Source organism: Streptomyces sp. NRRL F-5122, from assembly GCF_001507435.1.
Lineage (GTDB): Bacteria > Actinomycetota > Actinomycetes > Streptomycetales > Streptomycetaceae > Streptomyces > Streptomyces lannensis.
In genome coordinates, this window is record NZ_LMWH01000093.1 from 133,808 (window position 1) to 153,060 (window position 19,253).

A 19,253-nucleotide genomic window follows, 5' to 3' on the forward strand; every position below is an offset into this window, starting at 1 on the left:
CGTCGCGACGGCCCGGAGACGTACCAGCGGGAGGCGGACGGCGATGGCGAAGGTTCCGACGGCAGTGGTGGCCGCGGGTGGGCTTGTCGGCGGGTACGGGGTCGCCCGCTGGAGCAGGAAGCGGCAGCTCGGCGGGGCCGTGCTCGCCGTCGCCGGTGCCGCCGCCGCACAGCGGTGGCGGAAGCAGGCGGGCGGGGCGGCGGCCGGCGCGCTGACCGCCGCGTATTTCGCCGCCTTCGCCGGATCGCATCCGCTGGCCAAGAAGGTGGGCGCGTGGCCCGCGGTGTTCGGGGTGGCCGGGGCCGTCGCCCTGGCGTCGTGGGCCGTGGCCGACCGGCGCGGCTGAGGCGTCCGGCCGGATCATCTCCTCGGCCCGGGTGCGCCGTTCAGGCCACCTCTCCCCCGAGGGCCCCGGAATCCGGGCCTCGCACTCCCTGGAACGCGCGCCGATACGCGTAGGGGCTCGTCCCCACCACCCGCTTGAAACGGTCGCGGAACGCCGTCGGGGAGCCGAACCCGGTCTGGCTCGCGATGCGCTCGACGGGGTGCGCCGTCGTCTCCAGAAGGTACTGGGCCCTGCGGATCCGCGCCCGGTGCAGCCACTGCAGCGGCGTCGTGCCGGTCTGTTCGCGGAACCGGCGGTTCAGGGTGCGGGAGCTCATGCCCGCACGGGCCGCGATGTCGTCGAGGGTCAGGTCCCGGTCCGCGTTCTCCTCCAGCCAGCGCAGCAACGGCTCCAGGGTTGCCCCGGTGGGGGACGGCGGCAGGGCGTGGACGATGAACTGGGCCTGGCCGCCCTCCCGTTCCAGCGGCATGACCGACAGCCGGGCGGCGTCGGCCGCGACGGCCGAGCCGTGGTCCTTGCGGATCATGTGCAGACACAGGTCGAGGGAGGCGGCGGCGCCCGCCGAGGTCAGGAACTGGCCTTCGTCGACGTACAGCACGTCCGGGTCGACCGTCACCTCGGGATGGCGCTCGGCCAGCAGCTGCGCGGCCACCCAGTGCGTGGTCGCCCGGCGGCCGTCCAGCAGGCCGGTCGCCGCAAGCACAAAGGCGCCCGCGCAGACGGAGGCGATGCGGGTGCCGTGTGCGGCGGCCGCGAGCAGGGCCTCCCGCACTTCCTCGGGCAGGGGGCGCGTCGGATCCGCCGTGCCCGGCAGGATGATCGTGTCCGCCTCCGCCAGCGCTTCGAGCCCGTACGGGGCACGGATCCGGAAGGCGCCGGCGTCCACCTCCTCCTGGGGTGCGCAGATCCGCACCCGGTAGGCGGGCCGCCCGTCGGGCAGCCGGGTGCGGGTGAAGACCTCGATGGGGGCGGAGAGGTCGAAGGGGATCACCTGGTCCAGCGCCAGGACGGCCACGGTGTGCATGGCGAGAGCGTAAGGGTGCGCCGGGATCCGGCCAAGTACCCGGCACCGGCTACTCAAGGGCCTTCGCAGGTCAGCGGGCACCTGGAGAGGGTGGCGAGAATCCGTTGAGTACTGGCAATTGCGCCACTGTCGGCCATGATCTTGCCGACCTAGCCTCGGCCCGTGACCAAGTTCCTTCTCGCCGTTCACGTCCTCGCAGCGATCGTCGCCGTAGGCCCCGTCACCGTCGCCGCGAGCATGTTCCCCCCTCTCGCACGCAAGGTGCCGGCGGACCCGGGCGAAAGCCTGCTCAACCTCGCGCTGCTGCACCGCATCTGCCGGGTGTACGCCGTCGTCGGTGTCGCGGTCCCGGTGTTCGGGTTCGCCACCGCCAAGAACATGGGCGTGCTCGGTGACGCATGGCTGATCGTGTCGATCGCGCTGACCGCGGTTGCCGCGGTGGTGCTCGGCGCCCTGGTGCTGCCCCGGCAGGGCGCCGTCCTCCGGAGCGTGGAGGAGGGCGTACTCGACGCGCGGGCCACGGTACGGCTGGCCATGGTGACCGGGATCTTCAATCTCCTCTGGGCCGCCGTCACCGTATTGATGATCGTGCGTCCGGGGTCCACCACCGGCGCCTAGGGATCCGGCACACCTCGCGGGGGCCCAGGCGCGGGAACACGCCCGGCCCGGGCCCTTCCGCGTCCGGCCGGTCGCACCGCGCAGGCTCCCTAGGAGGCCGCCTGGGTCCGCTCGGCACCGCTCGTGTGATGAAGGACGTTCGCCGTCAGCCGGCGCAGCAGGTCCTGTGCGGTCCTGAACTCCTCGGGGGTCAGGCCCATGGCGTCCCCGATCGCGAGCGGAACGGCTCGGATGTTCCGGCTCAGGGCGGCACCCTCCGCGGTCAGGGCCACTTCCACCACCCGCTCGTCGTCCGCCCGCCGCTGCCGCTTGATCCAGCCGTTCGCCTCGAGGCGCTTGATCAGCGGCGTCACGGTGCCGTAGTCGAGTTGCAGGGCGGCCACCAGGTCCTTGACGGGTGCCGTGCCGTGCTGCCAGAGCACGACCATGACCAGGTACTGGGGGTAGGTCAGCCCCAGCTCGTCGAGCAGCGGCCGGTAGGCGCCGGTCACGGCACGGGACGCCGCGTACAGCGTGAAACAGAAGTGGTCCTCGAGCGGCAGCGGAGGCTCGCCGGGGTGGCCCGCTGCGGGTGCGCTGGTGTCGTCGTCGCTCACGGTGGCTCTCCCCGGTCGTCGGTTTCCTGGTCGCCGGACGGTCGTCCGGAAGGCATTGTCACATCCTTCAAGGACCCCAGTATCTCGCAAGCCTTTATCTTGTGCACGATATAAACGTGCGCTAGGTTTCTCGACGTCGCCCGAACAGAGCGACCCGGAGCCGCCGGCCCCGACTGCGCGAGTGCGTCGTATCCCAAGGAGATCCGTCATGCGTCCGAAGACCCTCTTCCGCCCCACCCGCAAGAGCTCCGCCGCACTGGCCGCCACCGCGGCGGTGGCCGCTCTCACCTTCGCGGCCACGGCACCGGCCGAAGCCGCCAGGCCCGCACAGCACCCGGCACCTCCCAAGCCCACCGTCGTGCTGGTGCACGGCGCCTTCGCCGACTCCTCCAGCTGGAACGGCGTCATCAAGCGCCTGCGGCACGACGGCTACCGGGTCCTCGCCCCGGCCAACCCGCTCCGCGGGCTCGCGAACGACGCCGACTACCTCCGCAGCTTCCTCAAGAGCGTGCGGGGACCCGTCGTCCTCGCCGGCCACTCCTACGGCGGCTCCGTGATCAGCCAGGCCGCCGCAGGCGACCCCGACGTCAAGGCGCTCGTCTACATCGCCGCCTTCGCCCCCGAAAAGGGCGAGACCCCCGCGGAGCTGGGCGAGAAGTTCCCCGGAGCCACTCTCCCCACCGTCCTCGACGAGGTCCCCTTCCCCCTCCCCGACGGCAGCACCGGCACCGATCTCTACATCAAGCCCGACAAGTTCCACGACGCCTTCGCCGCCGACCTCCCCGCCTCCACCACGGACCTCATGGCCACCACCCAGCGTCCCGTCGCCGCCTCGATCTTCACCGACAAGCCCACCGAGGCCGCCTGGAAGACCATCCCCTCCTGGGACCTGATCACCACCCAGGACAAGGCCATCGCCCCCGACGAGCAGCGCTTCATGGCCCACCGCGCCCACGCGCGCACCACCGAGATCAGGTCCTCCCACGCGGTCCCGGTCTCCCATCCGGCGGCGGTCACCGACGTGATCGAACAGGCCGCCCGGAGCACCACCCGCTGAGCGCAGGCCCGGTGCGGCTCACAACGGGTTCGTCAGCGACATGTCCTCCCTGGCCCACTCGCCCCGGAACGCCCTCGCCACCCCGGCCGTGACGAACACCCCCGCCGCGACCAGCAATGTGAACAGCCCCCAGGCCAGGGGCCGGAACGAGGCGTCCGGTCCGGGGTGGGCGCGCAAGGAGGCGTGCATCAGCGCGGCCGGGGGCACCGCCACCAGCAGCAGCGGCCAGCCGAGCCGGTCCCAGTGCCCGAAGTAGGCCGCCAGGAGCAACAGGGCCAGCGCGAGGAGGAGGACCCCGGCGCCGGTGACGGGGGTCGTCTCCTCGGTGGCCCGTGGGGTCGCGGATCGGTTGCGCAGGTCCCAGGGCAGGAACAGCAGATGGGCCCCGGCCGCCGAGGCGGCGCCGAGCAGGCGTATCAGCCAGCGCGCGTACCACGGGCGGGTTCGCATGGGGCGGAGCAGCTTCTCGGTCATGGGGACGAGGATTCCCCCGGAGCGGATGCGTCGGCAGAGTACGGATACTCAGATCGCCCCCGGTCCGGGGGCTCCTGCCGCAGGACGGCAGCCCACACCCAGGGCCTGTCGTTCGGATCATGCCTGCGTCGATCGAAAGTCGCGGTCACTCCCGGCCGACCTGATCCGAACGACAGACCCTAGGGAGTCGCCTGCGCCTGCGCCGCGGTGGCCGTCAGCGGCTTCGCGATGTCCTCCAGGGACCGCCGTTCCGCCCGCACGGCCAGCAGTGCGGCGACCACGCCCGCGGCGCACATCAGGGACGCGCCGACCTGGAAGGCGAGGACCGTGTCGCCGACCCGGCCGGTGTTGGTGAGGTCGGCGAACAGGAGCGGGCCGCTGATGCCGCCGGCGGCGGTGCCGAGGGCGTAGAAGAAGGCGATGGACATGGCCCGCGTCTCCATCGGGAAGATCTCGGAGACCGTCAGGTACGCGCTGGAGGCACCCGCCGAGGCGAAGAACAGCACCACGCACCAGCACGCCGTCAGCGTGCCCGCGCTCAGCGAGCCGCGGTCGAACAGCCAGGCGGTGCCGAACAGGAGCAGACCCGAGAGCAGGTACGTCGACGAGATCATCACCCGGCGGCCGACCGTGTCGAAGAGCTTGCCCAGCAGCAGCGGGCCGAAGAAGTTGCCGATGGCGATGACGGTGAAGTAGTAGCCCGTGTCGCCGGTGGGGACGTCGAAGAACTTGGTCAGGATCGCCCCGAATCCGAAGGTGATCGCGTTGTAGAGGAAGGCCTGGCCGATGAAGAGGGAGAAGCCGAGCACGGCGCGTTTGCGGTAGTCGCTGAAGACCGTGCGCGCGATCTCGCCGAAACCGACGCTCTCCCGCTGCCGGATGGTGATCTCACTCTTGGCGCGCGGCAGCGGTTCACCCCTCTCGGCCTCGATCTTTTGTTCGATCGAGGTCACCACCCGTTCCGCTTCCTGCTCCCTGCCATGGATCAGCAGCCAGCGCGGGCTCTCCGGGACATGGCGCCGCACGAGCAGGATCACCAGGGCGAGGACGGCGCCCAGGGCGAACGTCAGCCGCCAGCCCAGATCCTTCGGCAGGATGTCGGTGTTCAGCGCGACGACCGACAGCAGGGAACCACCGACGGCCCCCAGCCAGAAACTGCCGTTGATGACCAGGTCGACGCGTCCGCGGTAGTACGCCGGGATCAGCTCGTCGATCGCGGAGTTGATGGCCGCGTACTCGCCGCCGATACCGAAGCCGGTGAGGAAGCGGAAGAGGAAGAACCACCAGGTCGAGAAGGAGACCGCGGTCAGGGCCGTGGCCGCGAGATAGACCGCCAGGGTGATCATGAAGAGGTTCTTGCGGCCGTAGCGGTCGGTGAGGCGACCCCAGAAGAGGGCACCGGAGCAGGCACCCGCCACATACAGCGCCGCCGCGATACCGGTGACCTGGCCGGAGCTGATCGGCAGCCCGCTGCCGGGCTCGGAGAGCCGGCCGGCGATGTTGCCGACGACCGTGACCTCCAGGCCGTCGAGGATCCACACGGTGCCGAGGCCGATCACGATCGTCCAGTGCCAGCGTGACCAGGGCAGACGATCCAGGCGGGCGGGAATCGCGCTGGTGACCGTGCCGGGTCGGGGCGCGGTGACGGACATGTCTGCCTCCTCGGTGCTGCGGCCGGCGCCGCACCCGACCCGAGTGCCCGCTCGGCCCGCGGCTACGCCCCCAGCGCCCGCGACACCGCGTAGATGAGCAGTCCGGCCAGCGAGCCCACCACCGTGCCGTTGATCCGGATGAACTGCAGATCGCGCCCGATGTGCGCCTCGATCTTGCGGGTGGTGTGCCCGGCGTCCCAGCCCGCGACCGTGTCCGTGATGAGGGACGTGATCTCCTTGCGGTACGTGGTCACCACGTGCACCGCGGCACCCTCCACCCACTTGTCGACCTTGGACTGGGTCCTCGGCTCACCGGCCATCCGGGCGCCGAGCGACAGCAGCGAGCCCCGCACACGCAGCCTGAGCTCGCTGTGCTCGTCCTCGGCCGCGGACACGATCATGGAACGGACGGCCGTCCAGGCGGAGGCGATGAGGTCCTGGACCTCACCGCGGCCCAGCACCTCGCCCTTGAGCCGCTCCACACGGGCGCGGGTGTCGGTGTCGGACTGGAGGTCGGAGGCGAAGTCGGCGAGGAAGCGGTCGAGGGCACCGCGCGCCGGATGCGTGGGCGAGTCGCGCATCTCGGTGACGAAGCGGAGGAGTTCCCGGTAGACGCGCTCGCCGACCTTCTTGTCCACGAAGCGCGGGGTCCAGCCGGGGGCTCCGCCCTGAACGGCGGCCATGACCTGGTCGTCGTGCAGGACGAGCCAGTCGTGGGCACGGACGCAGACCAGGTCCACGACGCGTTTGTGGCCGCCGTCGGCGACGACCTTCTCCAGCATCTTGCCGAGCGGCGGCGCGATCTCCTGGGCGTCGGCACGGCGGGTTATGGCCTCGCCGACCACGGCCTGCACGTCCGAGTCGCGCAGCACGGTGAGCGCCCCGCGCAGAGCCGTCGCCAGTTCCGCCGTCACCCGGTCCGCATGCTCCGGTTCTGCGAGCCAGGTACCCAGCCGGGCGGCGATGCCGACGGCGTGCAGACGCTGCCGTACGACCTCCCCGGAGAGGAAGTTCTCACCGACGAACTCGCCCAGGGAGATGCCGAGCTGATCCTTCTTGTTCGGGATGATCGCCGTGTGCGGGATAGGCAGTCCGAGCGGATGCCTGAAGAGCGCGGTGACCGCGAACCAGTCGGCGAGCGCGCCGACCATGCCCGCCTCGGCGGCCGCGGCCACATAACCGGCCCACGGTCCCGCGCCCGCGCCCCGCGCCCAGGTGGCGAGGGCGTACACGACCGCCACGAGGAGCAGCAGGCCGGCCGCCATGCTCTTCATCCGGCGTACGCCGCGCCGCTTCTCCTCGTCGGCCGGGCTGAAGGACGTCATCGCCCGGTTCGTGACGGTCGACGAGCGGGCGGACGGCCCCACGGCCGCCGCTTCGTCTGGTTTCGTGCGTTCCATCCACTCCACCCGTTCGTGTCCCCCGTTACACATTGTCCCTTCCTGACCGACTCCTGGAACGGAACGGGAGTTCCCGGCGTCTGTCCGGACGGAGAAGTCTCGGGGGTTTCTCAGGGTCCCGTCAGGGTTCCCGGTCGCGATCGGGACGAGCGCGTGCCTCACGGCGCGAGCACGTCGGGTTCCGTCGGCTCCTCCCGCCCCATGATTCATCATGGGGATGATCAACAACGGAGCCTCGGGCTCCCTCGCCCGAGGAGTACACGCACAGCATGACCAAGTTCAACGGTTATGCCCTGCTGGCTGCCCTGTGCGCGGTCGTCCTGACCGTGTCGGCGGCCATATACATCGGCGCCGCGGCCGATGACGGCAGCGATCGCGGCGCTCTCGCCGTCGGCCGCTCGGACCCGCGGGGCGCCGCCGCACCCGTGTCGGCCGGCGTCTGGGTCGGCGCCTGGTCGGCCGCACCCTCTGGCGCCGAGCCAGGAACGGAACCGGCCGGCATGTCCGGACGGTCCGTGCGCAACGTGGTGCACACCGGCGTCGGCGGTACGGGAGCCCGCATCACGCTGTCCAATCTCTACGGACAGCAGCCGCTCTCCATCACGCACGCCTCGATCGCGGTCGCCGCAGGCGGGAACGAGGCGGCAGCCGCCATGGACACCATGCGCCGTCTCACCTTCGGCGGTGCGCCGTCGGTCGTCATAGCCCCGGGCCGCCAGGTGGTCAGCGACGCGGTCCGGATCGCCGTCCCGCAGGACTCCGACCTCCTCGTGACCACCTACTCGCCCACGCCGTCGGGCCCGGTCACCTTCCACCGGCACGCCCGGCAGATCTCCTACGTCGCCGACGGCGACCGCACGGAGGACGTGAGCGCAGCCGCCTACACCGGGCGCACGCCGTACTGGCGCTATCTGACCGCGCTCGACCTGCTCAGCAACGAGGCGGTGGGCACCGTGGTCGCCTTCGGCGACTCGATCACCGACGGTGTCACCTCCACCGTGGGCGCCGACCGCCGCTGGACGGACGTGCTCGGCCGGCGGCTGCGCCAGGCCGCCGGATCCGGGGACGTGCCCCGCTACAGCGTGGTCAACCAGGGCATCAGCGGCAACCGGGTGCTGACGAGCGGCCCCGGCCGGCCCGCCGACAACCCCAGCGGCCTCAGCCGCTTCGGGCGCGACGTCCTGGAGCGGGCGAACGCCAGGGTCGTCGTCATCGACCTCGGCATCAACGACATCGCGCGTCACCCCGGCCGCGCCGACCCGGACCGGATCGTCGCCGGGTTGCGCACCCTGGTCCGCGAGGCGCACGCACACGGCCTGAAGGCGGTCGGCGCGACCCTGATGCCGTTCAAGGGCCACGGCAACTACCGGACCGACCGGGAACAGATGCGGCAGGAGATCAACGCGCGGATCCGCTCCGGCACGGTGTACGACGAGGTCGTCGACTTCGACCGGGCGCTGCGCGACCCGTACGATCCCCGCCGGCTCCGCCCCGACTACGACTCGGGCGACCACCTCCACCCCAGCGACAAGGGCTTCCGCAGGATGGCGGAGGTCTTCGACCTGGCCTCGCTGAAGGGGGCGGCGCCGGCCCGGTTGTGAGGCCGGACGGGCGGCGGACGTCCGTACGGCGGATCAGTACTCGTCCTCGCGCCGCCGCCCGCGCTCCTGCCGCCGGGCGTCCCTGCGCTCGCGCTGCAGTTCACGGCGCTCCTCGTGCCGCTCCCGGTGCAGATCGCGGCGTTCCTCGTGCCGTTCGCGGCGCTCGTCGCGCAGTGCACGCATCAACTCGCGGTGCTGGTCGAGCACGTCGCGGTGGGACTCCGGCAACCCCCGGCGCGTCGCCTTGCGGTCCAGCTTCTCCTGGCGCCGCTCCTCCTTCAGCCGCTGCCGCTCGGCCCGCGTCACCTTGCGCTCGACGCCGACCCCGCCCCAGAACGCGAACCCGGTCACGATCACGCGCGGCGCACCCGGATCTCCGGGCACGCCCTCCTCGCGCTGGTCGAAGCCGCCCATGATCCCGACACCGCGCACGACCACCTCGACGCCGGGCGGCACGATGACGCTCATCCCGCCCATGACCGCGATGCAGTTGATCTCCACCTCGCGGTCCGCGAAATACGCCTCCCGCAGGTCGATCTCGCCACCGCCCCAGAAGGCGAAGCAGTTGAACCGTTTCGGCACCGTCCAGCGCCCCTTGCGCTGGAACCCGGACATGACGGCGACGGCCGACGCCGACGACCCCTCGCCGCCCACGATCCGCCCGGCCCAACCCCCGCTCTCCACGGGCTCCTTGACCAGCGACACCGCGGGAGCGACCACACCGGCGGCCGGCAGGTCACGGGTGATCGGGGCCAACTCCCCGTAGGTCCGCGCCTTGTACGTCGCCTCCAGCCGCTCCTCGAACTCCTCCATGTCGAGACGGCCCTCGGCGACGGCGTCCCGGAGTACCTCGACGACCCTTTCACGGTCGGCGTCGGAGGCACGGAGGTCCGGGGCGTGGGGCTCGGGAGACGTCCCACCGGAAGACACAGCGTCGGTCATGCGGTCAGCCTACGAGGAAGCCGCGCACCGGGCTACGACACCGCCCGTTCCGGCGCGGGATCGGCGGCGCCTTCCAGCCGGTGCAGCATCCTGGCGATCACCGCCTCGATGTCCGGTTCCCGCACCGAGAGGTCCACCAGCGGACAGGTCGCCGCGATATGCGCCACCAGCGGAGCCGCCGACTCCGACGCCGGGAACGCCAGCCACTGCCGCGGCCCCTCGACCCGCACCACACGCGCGGGCGGCGCCTCGATCGGCGGCATCTCCCGCTCCAGGTCGACCACCAGGGTGCGCTCGCTGTCGCCCACCTCGTGCAGCCCGGCGAGCGGGCCGTCATACATCAGGCGCCCCTGGTCGATGACCATCACCCGCGAACACAGCTGCTCGATGTCCTGAAGATCGTGGGTGGTCAGCAGCACCGTCGTGCCGCGCTCGGCGTTCAGTTCCCGCAGGAAGTCACGGACCCTGGCCTTGGAGACGACGTCCAGGCCGATGGTCGGCTCGTCGAGGTACAGCACCTGCGGGTCGTGCAGCAGCGCCGCCACGATGTCGCCGCGCATCCGCTGGCCCAGCGACAGCTGGCGCACCGGGACGTCCAACAGGCTCTCCAGCTCGAGGAGTTCGACACAGCGGTCGAGGTTCTCGCGGTAACGCCGGTCCGGGATGCGGTACATGCGGTGCATCAGCCGGTAGGAGTCGATCAGCGGCAGGTCCCACCACAGGGTCGTGCGCTGCCCGAACACCACCCCGATACGCTGCGCCAGCCGCGTCCGCTCCCGCGAGGGGTCGATCCCCGCGACCCGCAGCCTGCCGCCGCTCGGCGTCAGGATCCCGGTCAGCATCTTGATCGTGGTGGACTTCCCGGCGCCGTTCGGTCCGATGTAGCCGACCATCTCGCCGCGCGCGACGGTGAAGGAGATCGAGTCGACGGCCCGCACCCGGCGCCGCTCACGGCGCAGCAAGCCGGTCCTCGTACGCACCTCGAAGACCTTCTCCACCCGCTCCAGCCGGATGAAGTCGCCGTCCGGGCCGTCCCCGTCCACGACACCACCGTCCACGTAGCCGCCCTCCATGGGTTTCTCAGCTCCCCGTACTCCGGTACGAACGCAGTCCCGCGCGCCAGGCCAGCATCGCGAGCGCACAGCAGGCCGCCGCCACCAGCGGCGGCGCGAAGGCGAGCCAGGCCGGCAGGTCGAGCGGATACGGCCGGCCCAGCACGTACAGCGCGGGCAGCCAGTTGACGAAGGCGAGCGGCAGTACGAAGGTCACGCCGCGCACCAGTTCCTTCGCGAAGACGGTGGGCGGGTACTGCAACAGCGTCTGCCCCCCGTACGTGAAGGAGTTCTGCACCTCGGAGGCGTCCTGAGCGACGAACTGGAAGGCCGCGCCCGCCACGAACACGGCGCAGAAGATCGCGGCGCCGCTCAGCAGCGCCAGCAGCACCATCAGCACCTTCGACGGTGTCCACGCCAGGTCCAGGGAGACCACCGCGTATCCGAGGACCAGCACGCCCTGGACGATCCGGCCGAGGCGGCGCAGCCCGAAGCGGTCCGCCGCGACCTGGGCCAGCACCGGCGCCGGACGGACCAGGAGCGTGTCCAGCGTGCCGTCACGCACCCGCCGCCCCAGCCGGTCCATCGAGCCCAGCACAAGATCGGCGAAGCCGAACGCGGTGGCGGACAGGCCGTACAGGAAGGCGACCTCGGGCAGGCGGTAACCGCCGAGCGAGTCGATCCGCGAGAACATCAGCATGATCGCGACGAAGTCGAGCCCGGTCGCCGCGAAGTTGCCCAGCGTGGTCATCACGAACGAGGCGCGGTAGGCCATGGTGGAGCGGATCCACATGGCGGTGATCAGACCGTAGGCCCGCAGCCCCTCGTACACCCGCCCGTACGTCCGCCGCCCCGCGGCAGCCGGGTCAGCCACCCTGGACCACCACCCGCCGGGTCGCCGCCGACTGCACCAGCCGCCCGACGCCGAGCAGCACCACGGCCCAGGCGATCTGGAAACCGTACGTGGGCAGCGGGTCCGCCACGCCGAGGAGCACATCGACGGGGGCCTGGAGCAGCGCCGACCAGGGCAGCAGGCGGACGACCTCGCCGAGCGTGCCGGGGAAGACGTTCAGCGGCAGCAGCATGCCCGAGCAGAAGACCGCCGTCAGCCCGGCGAGCTGGGCGACGCCCGCCCCGTCCAGCAGCCAGAACGCGCTCAGCGCCACGACGAAGCGGATCGCGAAGCTCACGACCACCCCGAGCCCGACAGCCAGCACGAACGCCGCCCAGGTCAGCGGACTCGCGGGCAGCGCGAGCGGGAAGAGGAGCGCGCCGAACACCAGCGGGACCACACCCCGGCCGAGCAGATGGAACAGCGCCCGCCCCAGATCCGAGGCCAGCCACCACCCCTGGAGGTCGACGGGCCGGTACAGATCGACGGCCACGTCGCCCGTACGGATGCGTTCGATCAGCTCTTCCTCGAAGCCGCCGCCGAACACGGCCACCGTCATCAGCAGGCCCTGGCTCACCCAGACGAACGTAAGAGCCTGCGACTGGTCGTACCCCCCTAGGTGGGGTCGCTCGTTCCACACGGCGAGGTAGGTGTACGCCAGGATCAATCCGAAGACCGAGTTGGTGAACACCCCGGCCGCGGTCGCGGTCCGATAGGTCGCGTACCGCCGGAAACCACTGGCGGCGACGGCGGCGTACAACCGCCCTGTCCCCACGGGAGAACCTCCTTCGACGCGTGTCGGACGGAAGCGCAGGAGCCTAGCGCGCGGGCGAAGTGGTGTACCACACGTTTTCCCGGCACGACACGTCCGTCGTCCCGGGAACGGAACGCAAGGTGCGACAGTCTTCATCAGGGGACGCAGATGGCGTACGAGGGCGTACGTGAACGTACGACGCAAAACGGGAGTCCGGCACCACGATGAGCGACGAGCCGCAGCCGCAGCCGCAGCCGCAGCAGGGCAGCCATGCCCTCGCGCCCCAAGAACCGCCGTCGGGCCCGCCGGGACCGGCCCCCGGCAGGCCCCGGCGCACGGGGTGGCGCCGGCTGATCCCGACCTGGCGCATGGCCCTCGGGACCCTCGTGACCGGACTGCTGCTGCTGGTCGGGCTCTTCGCGCTCGGCTACTACCTGGTCAAGATCCCGCCCGCGAACGCGGCGGCGACCAAGCAGAGCAACGTGTACCTGTACGCGGACGGCACCGAGCTGGCCCGTGACGGCTCGGTCAACCGCGAGAGCGTGATGCTCGCCCAGATCTCCAAGGACGCCCAGCACGCGGCGCTCGCCGCCGAGGACCGCGACTTCTACTCCGAGTCCGCCGTCGACCCCAAGGCGATGATCCGCGCCGCCTGGAACACGGCCACCGGCAAGGGCAGGCAGTCCGGCTCCACGATCACCCAGCAGTACGTGAAGAACTACTACCTGGGCCAGGAGCAGACCGTCACCCGGAAGGTGAAGGAGTTCTTCATCTCGATCAAGCTGGACCGGGAGAAGAGCAAGGACCACATCCTCGAGGGCTACCTCAACACCAGCTTCTTCGGCCGCAACGCCTACGGCATCCAGGCCGCCGCGCAGTCCTACTACGGCGTGGACGCCAAGGACCTCACCGCCGCCCAGGGCGCCTACCTCGCGGCCCTGCTGAACGCGCCGAGCCAGTACGACGTGACCGCCCACCCCGAGAACAAGGCGGCCGCCGTGGCCCGCTGGAACTACGTCCTCGACGGCATGGTCAAGAAGCACTGGCTGACCGGGGAACAGCGTCAGAAGGCGACCTTCCCGACACCCCGGCAGCAGGTCACCGCCACCGCCATGTCCGGCCAGCGCGGCTACCTGGTCCAGGCGATCAAGGACTACCTCGTCACCAACAAGATCATCGACGAGGACACCCTGACCGGCGGCGGCTACCGCATCACCACCACCCTGCAGAAGTCCAAGCAGGACGCCTTCGTCAAGGCCGTCGACGACCGGCTGATGAGCAACCTCGACAAGAAGAACCGCAAGGTCGACCGCTCGGTGCGGGCCGGCGGCGTCGCCATCGACCCGGCCACGGGCAAGGTCCTCGCGATGTACGGCGGCATCGACTACACCGAGCAGTACGTCAACAACGCGACCCGCCGCGACTACCAGGTCGGCTCGACGTTCAAGCCGTTGGTGTTCACCTCGGCCGTGCAGAACGGCGCCCGCACGCAGAACGGCGTCGCGATCACCCCCTACACCGTCTACGACGGCACGGACAGACGACCTGTGCAGGGCTGGAGCGGCGGCACCTACGCGCCCGAGAACGAGGACAACGTCTCCTACGGCCCGATCACCGTCCGCACGGCCACCGACGACTCCGTCAACGCCGTGTACGCGCAGATGGCGGTCGACGTCGGCCCCTCCAAGGTCAGGCAGACCGCGATCGACCTCGGCCTGCCCGCGAACACCCCCGACATGAACCCGTACCCCTCGATCGCGCTCGGCACGGCCACCGCGAGCGTCCTCGACATGGCCGAGGCGTACGCGACGCTCGCCAACCACGGCAAGCACGGCACGTACACCCTGGTCGAGAAGATCTCCAAGGACGGCAGGGAGGACATCGACCTTCCGCACCGCGCCATGAAGCAGGTGGTCAGCCGCGAGGCGGCGGACACCACCACATCGATGCTGCGCAGCGTCGTGGACAGCGGTACCGCGACGGCCGCCCAGGGCGCGGGCCGGCCCGCCGCCGGCAAGACCGGCACCGCCGAGGAGGACCAGGCGGCCTGGTTCGCCGGCTACACCCCCGACCTGGCCACGGTGGTCGCCGTGATGGGCCAGGACCCCGACACGGGCAGGCACGAGTCCCTGTACGGCGCGATGGGCCTGGCCCGCGTCAACGGCGGCGGCGCGCCCGCCGAGATCTGGGCGCAGTTCACGAGGACGGCGCTCAAGGGCAAGCCGGTCAAGAGCTTCGATCTGCGCCTCCAGGCCGGCGCGGAGGGGTACCACGACCCGTCCCTCGACCCCACGGCCCAGCAGTCGGGGGAGCCCGACGAACCGGACAGCGGCGCCACCACGGGCGACCAGAGCGACCCGGGCGAGGACCAGGAGCAGACCGACGGCGGCTTCCCGCCCACCGGCGGCACCGACACCACCGGCTCACCCGGCACCGGTGACACGGGCGACACGGGCGGCTCCACCGACGACGGCGCAACGACCGGGGACGGCGGCACCACGGGAGACGGCGGCACGACCGGCGACGGCGGCGGCACCGGCCCCGGGGGACCGCCCGGCACAGGAACCACGAACGGCGCCGCGGGGCCCACCGGGAACGGCGGCCCTACGGGAGACGGCGGGACGACGGGCAGAGCCGAGGGCTAGGACCCGGGGCGATCAGATCCCCAGATCCTTGATGATCTTGGCCACGTGCCCCGTCGCCCGCACGTTGTACAGCGCGCGCTCGACCTTGCCCTCCTCGTCGACGACCACCGTCGAGCGGATGACGCCGACGACCTTCTTGCCGTACATCGTCTTCTCGCCGAAGGCGCCGTACGCCTGAAGGACCTGCTTGTCCGGGTCGGCGAGAAGGGTCACCTTCAGGGACTCCTGCTCGCGGAACCTGGCCAGCTTCTCCGGCTTGTCGGGCGAGATGCCGATGACGTCGTAGCCGGCGCCCGCAAGGAGCTCCAGGTTGTCGGTGAAGTCGCACGCCTGCTTGGTGCAGCCTGGAGTGAGCGCGGCCGGGTAGAAGTACACGATGACCTTGCGGCCCTTGCGGTCGGCCAGGGAGACCTCGTTGCCGTCGGCGTCCGGCAGGGTGAAAGCGGGGGCGGTGTCGCCCGGTTCGAGTCGCTCGCTCATCGGTACCTCACATGGCAGGGGCGGGTTACCCGACGAGCCTAATCTCCCCCGCACCCGCCACAGGGGTGCCGGGGAGTGCGTCGGGCACGAAGCTGACAGACTGTCGACCACAGATGCAGGAATTGCGCGGAACACGTCGCAAACGACCACGGAGGAAGCGCGGTGACGGACACGTCGAGCACACCGGACACCAGGACTCCGGCGCAGATCGAGGCGGACATCAAACGCCGCCGCGAAACCCTCGCCGAGACGCTCGACGAGATCGGCGTCCGGGTGCACCCCAAGACGATCGTCGGAGACGCCAAGGCCAAGGTCGTCTCGAACATCGACCACACGCTCGGACGGGCATACGTCGGCGTCAACCGGACCGTCAGCCAGGTCAAGGGGCAGTTCGTTACACAGGAGGGCGCACCCCGCCTGGAGCGCATCGTCCCCGTGGCCCTGGTCGTGGTCGGCGTCGCCGGACTGCTCACGCTCGGCTCCCGGCGGCGCAAGCGCTGACCCGGACGCACACGAAGAGATCGAAGGCAGGTAGGTTCGGGGTGTGAGCGAGAAGACCCACCACGACAAGTTGCCGATCCGGATGCTGCACGACCGAGTGCTCGTGCGGCAGGACGCCGCCGAGGGCGAGCGCAGGTCCGGCGGCGGCATCCTGATCCCCGCGACCGCGGCCGTCGGCCGGCGCCTCGCCTGGGCCGAGGTCGTCGCGGTCGGGCAGAACGTCAGGACCGTGGAGCCGGGCGACCGGGTGCTGTACGACCCGGAGGACCGGGCCGAGGTCGAAGTGCGGGGCACCCCGTACGTCCTGATGCGCGAACGCGATCTGCACGCCGTGGCGGCGGACCGCTTCGAGGGGTCCGAGGACTCCACGGGCCTGTACCTGTAGAACGAACGGTGAAGGGGCCGGTGGCAGACGCCACCGGCCCCTTTGCCGTTCCTTTGCTAGCCTTGGGCGACCCCGACGAGACGCGCCGTACCGGGACGGGACCGCCAGGTCCACAGGCAAAGACGACGCACCTGTCCGTTCACGTCTCACGGAGGTGCCTGTCATGGCCTGGGTCCTGCTCGTCGTCGCCGGCCTGCTCGAAGTCGCCTGGTCGATCGGGATGAAGTACACCGACGGTTTCACCCGCCTGTGGCCGAGCCTCGCCACCGGCGCGGGAATCGTCGCGAGCATGCTCCTGCTCTCCTACGCCGCGAAATCCCTCCCCATCGGCACGGCGTACGGCGTCTGGGTGGGCATCGGCGCGGCCGGCGCGGCGGTACTGGGCATGACCGTCCTCGGCGAGCCCGCCACCGCCGCACGGATCTTCTTCGTGGCCCTGCTGCTGATCGCGGTGGTGGGGCTGAAGGCGACTTCGGGGCACTGAGTTCTTCGATCTCCCGGAATCTCCGTGACCTCCCGACGAGAAGTTCGTTACTACGTACGAGCTACGAATGGGCTGTCGAGAGCAGGGGAATCGATGACCGCGAGCCGATACACACGTGAATTGCTGACCGAAACGGCGGCTTCTTCACTCACGCTGTCCGGGCACTGGAGAAGCTGGGAGTCGATCCCAAGGGGCCGTCCCGGCGCTATCTGCATGACCGCATGCGGAAACTCGGCGTGGACACATCCCACTTCGAGCGGGAGACGGGGGCTCGCTGGACGAGAGAAGTCCTCGAGCAGGCGGTGGCCGAATCGACAAGCGTCAACGGAGTGCTGCGTTACCTCGGAATCGAGGTCGTGGGCGGCCACCATACGAACATCAGCCGCCGGATCAAGGCCTACGGCATCGACACCTCACACTTCCGGAGACAAGCACCGGCCGGAATGCCGAGGCAACGCCGTTCCGCGGAGGGGCTGTTGGTCGAACAGGAGCCGTCGCTGGCCCGACGCCAGCCCAGCGAACGGCTCAAGCGGGCCATGATCGCTCTCGGCGTGGCCGAACGGTGCGCCCTCTGTGGCACGGCACCCTTCTGGCGGGACCGCCCGCTGCCGCTGGAGGTGGACCACCTGGACGGGAACTGGCGAGACAACCGTCTGGAGAATCTGCGCCTGCTCTGCCCCAACTGCCATTCGGCAACGGACACTTACCGGGGACGGAACAAGGGGCGGCGGACATGAACGAACCGCAGCGCTGCACAAGGGAGATACTCGAAAGGGCCGCAGAGCACTGCTCGGACATCGACGAGGTCATCGCGTACCTGGGAATCCACCCCTCCGGTCAGCTTCGGCGCCAGCTGTTTCGGAGCTTCGAGCGCTTCGGGATCGACATCACCCATTTCATACGCTTTAAGAGGGGACGCCGCCCATGTCCGCAGCCGTCCCGGACCGAGCTGGCGGCAGCCGTGGCTCAGTCGCACTCGGTTGCGGGGACCCTGCATCGGCTCCATCTGCCGGGCGGCTCCCGCGTGTACACGCGCTTCCACGAGTGGATCACCGAATACGGGATCGACACCTCGCACTTTCTGGGGCAAGCTCACCAGCGAGGCAAACCTGGGACAATTCCGCGAAAGTCGGCTACTGAGGTACTGGTCAAACACGGTGGCCGACGGCGCACCAAAACCGCACTCCTGCGTCGCGCTCTGATGGAGACGGGCGTCCCCCAACGGTGCGACGAGTGCGGAACCCCGCCCGAGTGGCACGGGCGACCCATGACGCTTGAGATCGATCACGTCAACGGCGACTGGAGCGACGATCGGCGCGAGAATCTGCGGCTGCTCTGCCCCAACTGTCACGCGATCACCAATACCTGGTGCAGAGGTGGCCGACGTCGTGGCTCCTAGTCACCCTTCCCCCATGCTCTGTCATGGCAGCCCAGTAGAGTAGGCGCACGCGCTCGTACTCCAATTGGCAGAGAGACTGGCCTTAGAAGCCAGGTGTTGTCGGTTCAAGTCCGACCGAGCGCACGCCGGACGGGGCCAGGCACCGTGGATCACGGATGCCTGGCCAGGTCATGGGCCCTTCGCGTCGTCAGCCGAGCAGCTCCCGCACCACCGGTACCAGCGCCCGGAACGCCTTCCCCCGGTGGCTGATCGCGTTCTTCTCCTCGGGACTCAGTTCCGCGCAGGTCCGCGTCTCGCCCTCCGGCTGGAGGATCGGGTCGTAGCCGAAGCCGTTCGTGCCCGCCGGGGTGTGGCGGAGGGTCCCCTTCAGCTGGCCCTCCACCACACGCTGCGTCCCGTCCGGCAGGGCCAGGGCCGCCGCGCAGGCGAAGTGCGCGCCGCGGTGGGCCTCGCCGATGTCGCCGAGCTGGGCCAGGAGCAGGTCGAGGTTCGCCTTGTCGTCTCCGTGCCGGCCGGCCCAGCGGGCCGAGAAGATGCCGGGGGCGCCGTGCAGTACGTCGACGCACAGGCCCGAGTCGTCGGCCACCGCGGGCAGGCCCGTGGCCTGGGCCAGGGCGTGGGCCTTGAGCAGGGCGTTCTCGGCGAAGGTGACGCCTGTTTCCCTGACGTCGGGGATGTCGGGGTAGGCCTCCGCGCCGACCAGGTCGTGCGGGAGGCCCGCGTCGGCGAGGATCGCCCTGAGTTCGGTGATCTTTCCGGCGTTGCGCGTGGCGAGGATCAGGCGGGTCATGTCCATCAGTATCCGTGGGGCGCGGGCGTCTTCCGCCCGCGCCCCGGTGCCGGCCGCGGCGTGCTAGTGCCGCATCAGGCAACGTTTGCCCTGTTGTGATGTGACGCGCCGTCCGGATGCTGTGTTGGACGGCGCGTGGGCGTCATTCTGTCCGGGTGGCG

The 19,253-nt window shown here is 70.5% G+C and carries 20 protein-coding genes, 1 tRNA gene, 1 pseudogene and 1 riboswitch; of the genes and pseudogenes, 11 read left to right on the forward strand and 11 right to left on the reverse strand.

Annotation, left to right across the window (positions count from 1 at the left end; genetic code table 11):
- Positions 1-43: 43 nt before the first annotated feature.
- Entirely contained in the window at positions 44-346 is a 303-nt protein-coding gene (locus ADL25_RS12285) for a hypothetical protein (RefSeq protein ID WP_059127720.1), read from the forward strand.
- A gap of 40 nt (positions 347-386) precedes the next feature.
- Here the strand turns inward: ADL25_RS12285 and ADL25_RS12290 are convergent, their stop codons facing one another.
- On the reverse strand, positions 387-1,370 hold the full coding sequence (locus tag ADL25_RS12290; protein WP_059127721.1) for a GlxA family transcriptional regulator: 984 nt from the start codon (positions 1,368-1,370) through the stop codon (positions 387-389).
- Between the two features lie 162 nt (positions 1,371-1,532).
- On the opposite strand from ADL25_RS12290, the gene ADL25_RS12295 reads away from it, so the two are divergent.
- The gene (locus tag ADL25_RS12295; RefSeq protein WP_059127722.1) at positions 1,533-1,988 is read left to right on the forward strand and encodes a hypothetical protein; all 456 of its coding nucleotides are present in this window, start codon (positions 1,533-1,535) and stop codon (positions 1,986-1,988) included.
- Positions 1,989-2,077: 89 nt separating this feature from the next.
- Here ADL25_RS12295 and ADL25_RS12300 read toward each other — a convergent pair whose 3' ends face one another.
- Positions 2,078-2,584, reverse strand: a complete 507-nt coding sequence (locus ADL25_RS12300) for a MarR family winged helix-turn-helix transcriptional regulator (protein WP_079050306.1) — start codon at positions 2,582-2,584, stop codon at positions 2,078-2,080.
- A gap of 208 nt (positions 2,585-2,792) precedes the next feature.
- Here ADL25_RS12300 and ADL25_RS12305 point away from each other — a divergent pair, with 208 nt between their 5' ends.
- Positions 2,793-3,641: an alpha/beta fold hydrolase gene (locus ADL25_RS12305; protein WP_059127723.1), complete on the forward strand. Its 849-nt coding sequence runs from the start codon at positions 2,793-2,795 to the stop codon at positions 3,639-3,641.
- Between the two features lie 18 nt (positions 3,642-3,659).
- Here the strand turns inward: ADL25_RS12305 and ADL25_RS12310 are convergent, their stop codons facing one another.
- From ADL25_RS12310 to ADL25_RS12320, 3 genes are all read right to left on the reverse strand, one after another.
- Entirely contained in the window at positions 3,660-4,115 is a 456-nt protein-coding gene (locus ADL25_RS12310) for a hypothetical protein (RefSeq protein WP_059127724.1), read from the reverse strand.
- Between the two features lie 179 nt (positions 4,116-4,294).
- A complete protein-coding gene (locus tag ADL25_RS12315) occupies positions 4,295-5,767 on the reverse strand; it encodes an MFS transporter (RefSeq protein ID WP_059127725.1) in 1,473 nt (490 codons plus the stop codon).
- A 62-nt stretch (positions 5,768-5,829) separates the two neighbouring features.
- Positions 5,830-7,167 (reverse strand): DUF445 domain-containing protein, encoded by a 1,338-nt coding sequence (locus tag ADL25_RS12320; RefSeq protein ID WP_402525893.1) that lies wholly within the window; start codon positions 7,165-7,167, stop codon positions 5,830-5,832.
- Positions 7,168-7,436: 269 nt separating this feature from the next.
- On the opposite strand from ADL25_RS12320, the gene ADL25_RS12325 reads away from it, so the two are divergent.
- The gene (locus ADL25_RS12325) at positions 7,437-8,768 is read left to right on the forward strand and encodes an SGNH/GDSL hydrolase family protein (protein WP_059127727.1); all 1,332 of its coding nucleotides are present in this window, start codon (positions 7,437-7,439) and stop codon (positions 8,766-8,768) included.
- Between the two features lie 33 nt (positions 8,769-8,801).
- On the opposite strand, the gene ADL25_RS12330 is transcribed toward ADL25_RS12325, so the two are convergent.
- The 4 genes from ADL25_RS12330 to ADL25_RS12345 are packed head-to-tail and all read right to left on the reverse strand — an operon-like array spanning position 8,802 to position 12,429.
- The gene (locus tag ADL25_RS12330; protein WP_059127728.1) at positions 8,802-9,710 is read right to left on the reverse strand and encodes a DUF1707 SHOCT-like domain-containing protein; all 909 of its coding nucleotides are present in this window, start codon (positions 9,708-9,710) and stop codon (positions 8,802-8,804) included.
- Positions 9,711-9,742: 32 nt separating this feature from the next.
- Entirely contained in the window at positions 9,743-10,783 is a 1,041-nt protein-coding gene (locus ADL25_RS12335; protein ID WP_059127729.1) for an ABC transporter ATP-binding protein, read from the reverse strand.
- Between the two features lie 7 nt (positions 10,784-10,790).
- Positions 10,791-11,636, reverse strand: coding sequence for an ABC transporter permease (locus ADL25_RS12340; RefSeq protein ID WP_059127730.1), 846 nt, complete (start codon positions 11,634-11,636; stop codon positions 10,791-10,793).
- Complete coding sequence (locus ADL25_RS12345) at positions 11,629-12,429, reverse strand: ABC transporter permease (protein ID WP_059127731.1); 801 nt, start codon at positions 12,427-12,429, stop codon at positions 11,629-11,631. The genes ADL25_RS12340 and ADL25_RS12345 overlap by 8 nt, the downstream gene beginning before the upstream one ends.
- Positions 12,430-12,632: 203 nt before the next feature.
- On the opposite strand from ADL25_RS12345, the gene ADL25_RS12350 reads away from it, so the two are divergent.
- Entirely contained in the window at positions 12,633-15,053 is a 2,421-nt protein-coding gene (locus ADL25_RS12350) for a transglycosylase domain-containing protein (RefSeq protein WP_059127732.1), read from the forward strand.
- 12 nt (positions 15,054-15,065) lie between these two features.
- Here the strand turns inward: ADL25_RS12350 and bcp are convergent, their stop codons facing one another.
- Positions 15,066-15,533, reverse strand: a complete 468-nt coding sequence (gene bcp / locus ADL25_RS12355; RefSeq protein ID WP_059127733.1) for a thioredoxin-dependent thiol peroxidase — start codon at positions 15,531-15,533, stop codon at positions 15,066-15,068.
- A 162-nt stretch (positions 15,534-15,695) separates the two neighbouring features.
- On the opposite strand from bcp, the gene ADL25_RS12360 reads away from it, so the two are divergent.
- The 6 genes and pseudogenes from ADL25_RS12360 (at position 15,696) to ADL25_RS12380 (ending at position 18,425) form a co-directional block, all read left to right on the forward strand.
- Positions 15,696-16,034: a DUF3618 domain-containing protein gene (locus ADL25_RS12360; protein ID WP_059127734.1), complete on the forward strand. Its 339-nt coding sequence runs from the start codon at positions 15,696-15,698 to the stop codon at positions 16,032-16,034.
- Positions 16,035-16,077: 43 nt separating this feature from the next.
- Positions 16,078-16,419, forward strand: coding sequence for a GroES family chaperonin (locus tag ADL25_RS12365; protein ID WP_079050309.1), 342 nt, complete (start codon positions 16,078-16,080; stop codon positions 16,417-16,419).
- A gap of 54 nt (positions 16,420-16,473) precedes the next feature.
- Positions 16,474-16,551, forward strand: a riboswitch (guanidine-III (ykkC-III) riboswitch).
- Positions 16,552-16,582: 31 nt separating this feature from the next.
- Positions 16,583-16,903: a quaternary ammonium compound efflux SMR transporter SugE gene (gene sugE, locus ADL25_RS12370; protein ID WP_059127735.1), complete on the forward strand. Its 321-nt coding sequence runs from the start codon at positions 16,583-16,585 to the stop codon at positions 16,901-16,903.
- Between the two features lie 93 nt (positions 16,904-16,996).
- Positions 16,997-17,640 (forward strand): annotated as a pseudogene (locus ADL25_RS12375) (HNH endonuclease).
- Positions 17,637-18,302 carry an HNH endonuclease gene (locus tag ADL25_RS45985; protein WP_079050310.1) on the forward strand — a complete coding sequence of 222 codons (666 nt, stop codon included), beginning with the start codon at positions 17,637-17,639 and terminating at the stop codon, positions 18,300-18,302. Before ADL25_RS12375 ends, ADL25_RS45985 begins: the two are co-directional and overlap by 4 nt.
- Positions 18,303-18,351: 49 nt before the next feature.
- Positions 18,352-18,425: transfer RNA gene (locus tag ADL25_RS12380), tRNA-Leu, on the forward strand.
- 64 nt (positions 18,426-18,489) lie between these two features.
- Here the strand turns inward: ADL25_RS12380 and rdgB are convergent.
- Positions 18,490-19,092, reverse strand: a complete 603-nt coding sequence (rdgB, locus tag ADL25_RS12385) for an RdgB/HAM1 family non-canonical purine NTP pyrophosphatase (RefSeq protein WP_059127751.1) — start codon at positions 19,090-19,092, stop codon at positions 18,490-18,492.
- Positions 19,093-19,253 lie beyond the last annotated feature (161 nt).

Bases quoted from the DNA above. Each gene is read 5' to 3' on its own strand.
- bcp (WP_059127733.1), bottom strand. From the start codon at position 15,533: ATGAGCGAGCGACTCGAACCGGGCGACACCGCCCCCGCTTTCACCCTG.
- ADL25_RS12285 (WP_059127720.1), top strand. From the start codon at position 44: ATGGCGAAGGTTCCGACGGCAGTGGTGGCCGCGGGTGGGCTTGTCGGC.
- ADL25_RS12325 (WP_059127727.1), top strand. From the start codon at position 7,437: ATGACCAAGTTCAACGGTTATGCCCTGCTGGCTGCCCTGTGCGCGGTC.
- ADL25_RS12305 (WP_059127723.1), top strand. From the start codon at position 2,793: ATGCGTCCGAAGACCCTCTTCCGCCCCACCCGCAAGAGCTCCGCCGCA.
- ADL25_RS12315 (WP_059127725.1), bottom strand. From the start codon at position 5,767: ATGTCCGTCACCGCGCCCCGACCCGGCACGGTCACCAGCGCGATTCCC.
- ADL25_RS12350 (WP_059127732.1), top strand. From the start codon at position 12,633: ATGAGCGACGAGCCGCAGCCGCAGCCGCAGCCGCAGCAGGGCAGCCAT.
- rdgB (WP_059127751.1), bottom strand. From the start codon at position 19,092: ATGACCCGCCTGATCCTCGCCACGCGCAACGCCGGAAAGATCACCGAA.
- ADL25_RS12290 (WP_059127721.1), bottom strand. From the start codon at position 1,370: ATGCACACCGTGGCCGTCCTGGCGCTGGACCAGGTGATCCCCTTCGAC.
- ADL25_RS12335 (WP_059127729.1), bottom strand. From the start codon at position 10,783: ATGGAGGGCGGCTACGTGGACGGTGGTGTCGTGGACGGGGACGGCCCG.
- ADL25_RS12330 (WP_059127728.1), bottom strand. From the start codon at position 9,710: ATGACCGACGCTGTGTCTTCCGGTGGGACGTCTCCCGAGCCCCACGCC.
- sugE (WP_059127735.1), top strand. From the start codon at position 16,583: ATGGCCTGGGTCCTGCTCGTCGTCGCCGGCCTGCTCGAAGTCGCCTGG.
- ADL25_RS45985 (WP_079050310.1), top strand. From the start codon at position 17,637: ATGAACGAACCGCAGCGCTGCACAAGGGAGATACTCGAAAGGGCCGCA.
- ADL25_RS12320 (WP_402525893.1), bottom strand. From the start codon at position 7,167: ATGGAACGCACGAAACCAGACGAAGCGGCGGCCGTGGGGCCGTCCGCC.
- ADL25_RS12310 (WP_059127724.1), bottom strand. From the start codon at position 4,115: ATGACCGAGAAGCTGCTCCGCCCCATGCGAACCCGCCCGTGGTACGCG.